The 8102-nt window shown below is 71.7% G+C and carries 6 protein-coding genes; 3 read left to right on the top strand and 3 right to left on the bottom strand.

Annotated elements, in window-relative coordinates; all coding sequences use genetic code 11:
- The 3 genes from VNJ48_RS15685 to VNJ48_RS15675 form a co-directional block, all read right to left on the bottom strand.
- Window positions 1-3098, bottom strand: a 3098-nt coding sequence (locus VNJ48_RS15685; protein ID WP_325603750.1) for a ThuA domain-containing protein, incomplete at its 3' end; no start/stop codon positions are given.
- Window positions 3099-3397: 299 nt separating this feature from the next.
- Window positions 3398-4075 (bottom strand): alpha/beta hydrolase, encoded by a 678-nt coding sequence (locus VNJ48_RS15680; protein ID WP_325603749.1) that lies wholly within the window; start codon window positions 4073-4075, stop codon window positions 3398-3400.
- A complete protein-coding gene (locus VNJ48_RS15675; RefSeq protein ID WP_325603747.1) occupies window positions 4072-5547 on the bottom strand; it encodes an amidohydrolase in 1476 nt (491 codons plus the stop codon). Before VNJ48_RS15675 ends, VNJ48_RS15680 begins: the two co-directional genes overlap by 4 nt.
- Window positions 5548-5696: 149 nt before the next feature.
- On the opposite strand from VNJ48_RS15675, the gene VNJ48_RS15670 reads away from it, so the two are divergent.
- From VNJ48_RS15670 to VNJ48_RS15660, 3 genes are read left to right on the top strand one after another with little or no spacing between them, the layout of a single operon-like run.
- Window positions 5697-5945, top strand: a complete 249-nt coding sequence (locus VNJ48_RS15670; RefSeq protein ID WP_325603745.1) for a hypothetical protein — start codon at window positions 5697-5699, stop codon at window positions 5943-5945.
- The gene (locus VNJ48_RS15665) at window positions 5945-7195 is read left to right on the top strand and encodes a cupin domain-containing protein (protein ID WP_325603743.1); all 1251 of its coding nucleotides are present in this window, start codon (window positions 5945-5947) and stop codon (window positions 7193-7195) included. Before VNJ48_RS15670 ends, VNJ48_RS15665 begins: the two co-directional genes overlap by 1 nt.
- Window positions 7192-8073 (top strand): sucrase ferredoxin, encoded by an 882-nt coding sequence (locus tag VNJ48_RS15660; RefSeq protein WP_325603741.1) that lies wholly within the window; start codon window positions 7192-7194, stop codon window positions 8071-8073. The genes VNJ48_RS15665 and VNJ48_RS15660 overlap by 4 nt, the downstream gene beginning before the upstream one ends.
- The last annotated feature ends 29 nt before the right edge of the window (window positions 8074-8102 follow it).

The following is an 8102-nucleotide window of genomic DNA, read 5'->3' as shown; positions in this document are numbered from 1 at the left end:
ACCCCCGCCCCGAGCTTCCCCGCCGCCGTCCACCATGCCGCGTTCAACGTCGCAGCACCCACCGCAGTGTTCGTCCCCGAGTTCGCCGACGACGTCCCACTCCCCTCATCGAACCTGAAGCGCACGGCCGCTGGCCCGCCGGGTTGCGGCTCCGGTTCCGAGGTGCCGCCGACGATGACGAGGTCGTCGATCATCATGCGAGCGCCGCCCGTGGCCGTCAGCGTGAGCGGGTGCGACGTGCTCGATGCCGTGAACGACCCCGAGTACGTCGCGTACGTGATCGCCCGAGAGCTCTGCGACGGATTGGCGGTCGTCGCGGTGAGGGTCGTGCTGAGCGATCCGACGCCCAGCGTGGACGTCGCGGCCGTCGTCCCCGCCGACCGGCTGTCGCGGGCGTAGCGCAGCGAGATCCGATACTGGGTGCCGGGGGTCAGGCCCGTGAGCGTCCGCGTGATGTTCCCGGACGCGCCCAGCGCGAGCTGGTATCCCGTCGCGCCGAGGCCGCCATTGGTCGCGACGGTGCCGCGGACGAGCTGGACCGTGCTGCCGTTGACCGTCCACGGTGCGATCCGGGCGTCACCGGGCGCGACGTCGACGGTCGCCGGCGCGGCGGCGGTGCGCCAGTCGGTGGGCACCCGCGGGTACTCGAACTGGTCGACGACCCGCGGCGTCAGCTGCGCCATCGGCGTGGTCGGGTCGATGTCGACGATCTTCGCCACCGATGGCGTGCCGGCGGCATTGAAGACGAAGACCATGTAGGCGCCTGGCGGCGCGTACGTGCCGTTCTGCGGCGCCGTGACGGTGAGCGTGCCGCCGGACTGGGTGAAGGCCAGATCCTGGAAGTTCTGGTCGTTGTTGAAGCCGTGCGTCACTGAGCCGTTGCGGACCAGCGTCACCCGGGAGATCGCCTCGGAGGCTCCGAGTTGGAAGGTGCCGTTGTAGCCGACCTTCGCCGGAGCGCTGGTGATCGTCGGGCGCACCGCCGGTGTGTTGCCGTCGAAGAGGTACGACGGCGAGTAGTGCTCGACGTCGGTGTAGTTGCGCGGACCAGGGGTGCCGCCTCCGCCGATCATCACGCGCCCGTCGGGCAGCAGCAGCGCGGCGGAGTGGTAGAGCCGGGCGTGCTCGTGGGGCACCTCGACGGTCGTCCACTGCCCCGTGACCGGGTTCCAGATCTCCGGGTTGGTGACGTAGCCGCCGTTGCCGTTGTTGTCGCGGGAGCCGCCGGTGACCAGCACGTTGCCGTCGGGCATCATCGTGGACGTCGCCCAGTGCCGCGGGAATCTCATCGGCTGCGTCGCCGCCACGGCCGGGCTGGGCGTGCCGCCGGTGATGTCGACGGTGAAGCCGGCGCGCGCGCCCGCAGGACCGCCGCCGTTGCCCCACCAGCCGCCACCGACCTGCAGGATCTTGCCCGGGCGGTACATCACCGCGGTCGACGTGGCGCCGACCGGGTTGCCCAGGCCGCCCTGGTTGGCGACGGCCGCCGGCAGGGTGCCGCGGAGCGTGAGCGCGCCCGTGCCCGCCGGGTTGAGCTCGTACATCTGCGTGCCGGTGATGTTGAAGAGGTTGCCGCTGCCCGGCGCGACGAACGCGCGGGGGTACCACCAGCGGTTCTCGTCGGCGCCGGCATGGTCGGTGCCCCCGTCGCCGTACGCCGCGGAGCTCGTGGCCCCGGTCAGGAGCCTCCAGCCGTTGCCTGAGTTGGGGGTGTAGATCTCGGGCGTATGCACGCCCAAGCCACCGGGGCCGCCTCGCACGCTGCCCCCCTGCACGACGAGGTCGCCGTTGGGCATCGTCGTGCCGGTCGGGTACCACCGCGGGACGTTCATCGGGGCCTCGTTCCGCAGACCCTGACCGGTCTTGAAGCTCGTCACGCCGAGCGAGGCGTCGTTCGGCGCGTTGCCGCCGAGGTTGTCGTCACCGCCGACGGTCATCGTCGCGCGAGTGTGGGGGTTCTGCACCTGCATGGAGCAGAAGAGGTCGGTGTAGGTGTTGTTGGACACGAGTCCGGAGGTGACGTTGGCCAGGGTCCGCGGCTGTGTGGGGTCCCAGACGTCGATCTCCATCTGACCGCCCTGGGTGACGGAGTCGTTGCCCGTCCAGTCGTAGGGCGTGGTGTCGCTGCCGAAGCCGCCGACGCTGCCGAAGGACTGCACCTTGCCGTCGGAGGTCAGCGCCATGTTGATGGGCACGAGCGGCCACGGTGTCACACCGCCCCAGGCGCCGGCCTGATCCTTGGGGGGAGGCGAGCAGTCGGCGGCCAGCAGGCCCGCGGCGTACGCGAGACCGTTCTTCATCTGGGCGAGGATGGGCGCCTCGGAGTAGGCCGTGCCCTCGTGGCCCATCCCGGAGTACCAGGACCGGCCGCTGTCGATCTGCTGGCACCAGGTGATCGGGTGCGAGGAGCCTTGGCGGCCCATGCCGTAGGAGCTCTCGTCCACCTCGAGCAGGACGCGCACGTTGGGAGCCGGGTTGAGAGTCCAGTCGTACCACTCGTCGCTGCGGGTGAACTCGGTCCCCAGTCCCTGCGTCAGCGGGTGGCCCGTCGCCTTGACGGTCACGCGTCCCGGGCGGATCGCCGGGTTCTCCGGGTGCCCCTCGGACATCGCGCCGACCAGCCGGAGGTAGAAGGGGTTGACGTCGTGCTCGCTCTGGCCCACCGACCAGCCGGTGTAGTGCATCCCCATGAACCCGCCGCCGCCACGGATGTAGCTCTCGAGGGCCTGCCGCTGGGGGATGGTGAAAAGCACCCCACCGGTCTGGGCGAAGACCACCGCGTCGACGCTCGCCAGGTTGGCCGTGGTGAACGCGGCAGGGTCCTGGGTCTCCTGCACCTGCAGGGTCTGGCCGTACTGGGTGGCGAGCTGCCCGGCCAGGGTGTTGACGGCCTGACGCGCCTGGACGTGCGAGGCGTGGAAGTTGTCCTTGTAGAACAACAGGACTCGCAGCGTGCCGTCCGGTGCCGCTCCCGCAGGTGCCGCCACCACGGCGAGTGGCAGGGCGACGATGACGCCGACGACGAGTGCGAGGACGTGGGTGCCACCCCCACGAAGTCGGGCGACAACCGTGCGGACAGTCCTGCGTAGCGCGTTCATCTGGATCCTCTGAGGGTTCGGGTCGGATCAACCAAAGACGGCCACGCCAGCAGCCCAGCCAGACGTTAGTGGGATACGTCACACAGATGCAAGAACGTGGTCCATAAATGTGAACAGAATGGCTGATCTGTTCACGCCGTCGACCGTGAAACCGCGAACCACCATGAAACCGGGTGACTCGCAGTTGCCCGCGTCACATGGGTGGCCCCAGCCTGACTGACGTCAGTCAGGTGAGTCGCTGAACTGACTGACGTCAGTCAGGCCAGCGCATTCATTGCCCGAGCGCACTGGGGGTCGCCTCAGCGGGCGTCCAGGAACTCTGCCACCGCCGCCGCCAACAGGTCGCCGTGCGTGAGCGGCACCATGTGAGCACCCTTCGCCAGGGTGACGGCCGCGGATCCGGGTGGGGCGGTCGAGGCGAGGTCGCGCGCCCAGTAGGCCGGGCTGATGTGGTCGTGGGGTCCGCGGACGACCAGGACGGGGCAGCGGACGGACGACAGTGCCACCCGTATGTCGTCGCGGCGAGCGGCACCCATAGCGCGCAGCATCCACCCGAGCCCCGTGCGGCGGTAGCAGCGCGCCAGGATCGGCACCTGCCACGGCGGCTCCCACACGACGTTGCGGAACCAACGCGCCACCAGCCGGGGCCAGGAGGCTGCCCGCGGATCGGTGGTCGGGCCCACCAGGACCACGGCGGAGATCAGGTGAGGGATCAGCGCGGCAGCGTGGACGACGATCTGGGAGGACGCTGAGTGGCCCATCAGCACGGTCGGGCGTGATTCTTCCGCGAGCCCTGCCGCCAGCCGGGCGCCGAGGGCTGCCGGTGTGAGGTCGTCGTCGGGCGTCGCGCGGACCCCGAAGCCCGGCAGGTGCTGGACGACGGCCTCGTGGAGGCCCAGCGCTGCGATCGTAGGAGCCCAGGCGTCGTCCCGAAGGCCCAGCCCCGGGACGCAGACCAGCCGCGGCCCCGCTGTCACGGGACCAGTGGGTGGACTCGCTCGCCCGCCACCCAGGTGCCGAGCACGTGCTCGCCCATCGACCTCAGCCTCGCTGCGTGGGCGGGGTCGTCGGCTCCGGCGAGCGGGTCGGCGTCGAGCAGCACGAGGTCGCCCGGGTGGCCCACGGCGACGGTGCCCCAGCCGTCGGTGGAGGCCGCCAGGGCCTGGCGAGCGGTGACCGACTGCTCCGGGTGCCACGGCTCGTCCCCCTCCGCGGCGCGGTGCACGGCAGCCGCCATCGCCAGCCACGGGTCGAGCGGCGAGACCGGAGCGTCGGAGCCGAACACCACGTCGACGCCGTCGTCGAGCATCCACCGCAGCGGGAAGCAGCGCTCACCACGACCCGGCCACAGCCGCTCGGTGACCTCGCGGTCGTCGAGGAGGTGGGCCGGCTGCACGCTGGCGCGGAGGCCGAGCTCGGCCATGCGGCGTACGTCGTCGCGGGTCGTGAGCTGCACGTGCTCGATCCCGCCGCACGCACCGGTGTCCTCGAAGGCCGCCAGGGCCTCGGTCACCGCGCGATCGCCGATGGCGTGGACGGCGACGTCGAGGCGGGCCTTCTCCGCCTGCCGGAGCAGAGCACGGAGCTCGTCGGGAGTCTGGTTGGGCTGGCCGTGCGGGAAGCCCAGGACCGCCTTCTCGGCGTAGGGCTCGCAGCACCAGGCCGTGCGGGTGTTGAGGGATCCATCGCTGATGATCTTGAGTGGCCCCATCGTGAGGCGTGGGTCGTCGCCCATGGGCTGCCCCGAGGACAGACCACGCTCCAGGACGTCGGCCAGCCCATCGGCGTACGACGCCATGCGGACGCGCAGGAGGTCGGCACCGCCGCTCCAGCGATCCAGCCACTCGGCGACACCACCGCTGAACTCGAAGTCCACGACCCCGACGATCCCCACCGCCGCGGCGGCCTCCATGGCCCGGCGGTAGGACTCGGGGCCCGTACCGTCGACCCCGAGCACCGTGCTGAGGCGGCCATACGCCTGGAACCATTCCCCTTCTGCGACGACCCCCTCGCGCGTGGGCAGGAAGAGCATCTGCAGGGCACGAGTGTTGAGCCAGCCGTGGTGGCCGTCGCCGCAGATGAGCACGATCGGCTGGTCGGTGTCGATCGCATCGAGGTCGGAGACCACCGGGGAGTCGTCCCAGGCGGTGGGCCGGTGCCCCCAGCCGATGACGGGCAGGTCGGGCTGCTCGGCCAGCCGTTCGCGCACGAGCGCCACCGCGTGCGCGCTCGAGCGCGCCGGTGCCAGGTCGAGCCGTGCGGACGTCAACGACCACTGGCCGAGGTGGACGTGCTGGTCCCACAGCCCCGGCATCAGCCAGCCGCCATCGGCACTCGGGTCGGCTGCGGGCTCGATCGCGGTCACGACGCCGTCGGTGACCGTCACGTCGACCGGCCCGTCAGGTGCGGGGTCGGTGAGGGAGACGAGATGCACAGCTTCGAACCGCATGGGCTCACGCTAGAGGCGGGGCCATGGGGCGCGGTCGGCGCCTTCCCTCGGGGGGTGGGCAGGTCGATCGGTTCGCGCTATACAGAGGGAAGCGGCGCTGCACGGTGCCGCTCCCACGGCCCTCGCGGCCACGTGCGATGGAGGACGACATGACTGACTCCCAGATCGAAGACCCGGCCGAAGGCGGCGCCGACGGTGGTGCTGACGGTGGTGCTGACGGCGGCGCGGACGGCGGCGCGGACGGTGGTGCGGACGGCGGGGCCGACGGCGGCGCTGACGGCGGTGCAGGTGGCGACGGTGGCGCTGATGGCGGCGCTGACGGCGGTGCAGGTGGCGACGGTGGCGCTGATGGCGGCGCCGACAGCGGTGCCGACAGCGGTGCCGACAGCACTTCTTGATGCCGCAGGCGATCGTGGATGACGGCGGGCCCGGGGACGACCCCGGGCCCGCTGGCTCCACCCTCGGCGAACGGCCGGCACTGGCGCGCCTCGTCGATGACGTGGGGTCGTTCGCGCAGGCGACGTGGGCTCGAGAGGCCAGCTCGTACGCCGCAGCGGACCCCACCTGCTTCGCCGACCTGCTCAGTGAGGACTCGATCGACGAGCTGCTCGGCCGACGGGGACTGCGCACGCCCTTCCTGCGCGTCGCCAAGGACGGCACCACCCTGGGCAACGCCGCCTTCACCGCCCCGGGAGGCGTGGGAGCGGGCATCGCCGACCAGGTCAGCGACGACAAGGCCGCGGCTCTCTTCGCCAGCGGCTCGACGCTCGTCCTGCAAGGGCTCCACCGCACGTGGCCGCCGATCATCGACTTCTGTCAGCAGCTCGCGACAGACCTGGGCCACCCCGTCCAGGCCAACGCCTACGTCACTCCTCCCGACAACCAGGGCTTCGCGGACCACTACGACGTCCACGATGTCTTCGTCCTCCAGGTCAGCGGGCGCAAGAGGTGGTCGATCCACTCGCCGGTGCTGCCGTTGCCCCTGCGCGACCAGCCATGGACCGACCGGCGCGACGCCGTAGGCCTGGCTGCGGAGCAGGAGCCGATCATCGACGTCGTGCTGGAGCCGGGCGACGTCCTCTACCTCCCGCGCGGCTACCTGCACTCCGCCACTGCCCTGGGCGGTGTCACCGTCCACCTGACGCTGGGCGTCCACAGCTGGACGCGCTACACCGTGGCCGAGCAGCTCGTCGCGATGGCGCTCGAGGGGCTCAGCCACGACCCGGAGGCTCGCGAGTCCCTCGCGCTCGGCACCACCCTCGCTCCCGAGCAGCTGGACGCCGACCTTGTGACCGCCAAGCTCCGTACCCTGCTCGAGGCGCTCGACCCCGCCGAGGTCGCCGCCCGGCTGCGCACCCAGCGCCGGGCTGCTCAGCGAGCAGAGCCGTTGGGTCCCTTGGCGCAGCACGCCTTGGCCGCGGCGTTGACGGAGACGACGGCCCTCCGGCTGCGCCACCACCTCGATGCCGACCTCGACGGCACCGACACCGACCGGCAGCTGCGCACCCGGGCGGGGACCATGTCGGTGGGGGACGTGCCGGAGGCAGTGCTCAAGCGCCTGCTGGCCGGCGACGTGCTCCGCGCCGACGAGCTCGGCACGGCAACCGCCCGGCAGCTGATCGAGGCTGGACTGGTTGTCGCCGGATGACCTTCCGCTGCTCCGACGGGGCCGCCGAGCGGGGCGATCCGATCGTCGGGACCGCCCCGCCGCAACGTGACTGGCTGCTGGTCGAGCACCCCGGACCCTGGCCGGTCAACGCCCCCTTCGACACCGACCTGCCGACAGCGATCCTGCGTCGACTCGAGCACCCACGGTTGCGGATCCTGCTCATCCGGCCACATGGCCGGGAGACGAGTCGGCGCGTGCCCGCCGACCTCGGCCGACGCCGCTGGTTCAGCTGCCTGGACGGCGAGCTGCGCACCGGTCACTGGGACCAGCCCGACGACCTGCTCGCCACCTCGGCGCCGGGTGCCGGGGCGCCGTACTCCGGAACGCTCATGCTCGTGTGCACCCACGGCATCCACGACGCCTGCTGCGCGATCAAGGGTCGACCCGTCGCCGCGGCGCTGGCCCGGGAGTGGCCCGAGGAGACCTTCGAGTGCAGCCACCTCGGCGGTGACCGGTTCGCGCCCAACGTGCTGCTCCTGCCCGACGGGGCCTGCTACGCGGGGATGTCGCCGGAGCAGTCGGTGACGACCGTGGCAGCCCACCGGCAGGGTCGCGTGGACGTCGAGCGGCTGCGCGGCGTGGCGGGTCTGCACCCCGCCGAGCAGGTGGCCATGTCCGCGGTGCTCCGGCAATGGGGACCGGCCCCGCTCACCAGCGCGCTGCCGGCGCTGGTGGAACAGGCAGGCACCTTCGACGCGGGGACGTGGACCGTCGAGGTCGTCGGCAGCGCCCCGCTCCCCCGTGACGTCCGCGTGGTCGTGGCGAGCAGCCGACGAGACGAGGCGCAGCTGACCTGCCGGGCGCCCCGCGCCACGCGGGCGCTGCAGTGGGACGTGGTCTCGCTCGAGTCGGAATAGTCCGTATCAAAATGGTCGGCTCATGCGGT

It is taken from the genome of Nocardioides sp., assembly GCF_035576065.1.
Lineage (GTDB): Bacteria > Actinomycetota > Actinomycetes > Propionibacteriales > Nocardioidaceae > Nocardioides.
This window is presented reverse-complemented; position numbering and strand designations above follow the sequence as displayed.

Bases quoted from the DNA above. Each gene is read 5' to 3' on its own strand.
- VNJ48_RS15670 (WP_325603745.1), top strand. From the start codon at position 5,697: ATGACTGACTCCCAGATCGAAGACCCGGCCGAAGGCGGCGCCGACGGT.
- VNJ48_RS15665 (WP_325603743.1), top strand. From the start codon at position 5,945: ATGCCGCAGGCGATCGTGGATGACGGCGGGCCCGGGGACGACCCCGGG.
- VNJ48_RS15675 (WP_325603747.1), bottom strand. From the start codon at position 5,547: ATGCGGTTCGAAGCTGTGCATCTCGTCTCCCTCACCGACCCCGCACCT.
- VNJ48_RS15660 (WP_325603741.1), top strand. From the start codon at position 7,192: ATGACCTTCCGCTGCTCCGACGGGGCCGCCGAGCGGGGCGATCCGATC.